Raw genomic sequence first — 524 nt, forward strand, 5'->3', positions numbered from 1 at the left:
AGATGCTATGTTATTCAGCGCTTCGTGAGTTAAGAAAGCTTGATGGCCAGTGAACAGAACGTTGTGGCATGCCGATAAGCGGCGGAAAACATCATCCACGATAACGTCGTTGGATTTATCTTGGAAGAACAAGTCCTTTTCGTTGTCGTACACATCTAAACCGAGAGCGCCAATCTTACCCTGTTTAAGTGCTTCGATAGCGGCGACAGAGTCGAGTAACTCACCGCGGCTTGTATTGATGATCATCACGCCATCTTTCATTTGAGCAAAAGCGTTTTCGTTCAATAGGTGGTAGTTTTCTTCGCTCATTGGACAGTGAAGAGAGATAACATCTGCATTGGCGTAAATCTCTTCAAGAGAACAGTATCTTGCACCCATTTCTAAAGCCAGAGGATTTTCGTAAGGGTCGTAGCAAAGCAGTTCCATCCCTAAGCCTTTAAAGATTCGCATCGTGGCGATACCAATCTTGCCAGTGCCGATAACGCCAACGGTTTTGCCGAAAAAGTTGAAGCCAACTAATCCTT

General features: G+C 45.0%; 1 protein-coding gene. It reads right to left on the bottom strand.

The genetic code is table 11. The features are described 5' to 3' along the window. Positions 1-524, bottom strand: a 524-nt coding sequence (locus R7R24_RS30275; protein WP_318120660.1) for an NAD(P)-dependent oxidoreductase, incomplete at both ends; no start/stop codon positions are given.

It is taken from the genome of Vibrio sp. 704 (genome assembly GCF_033339295.1).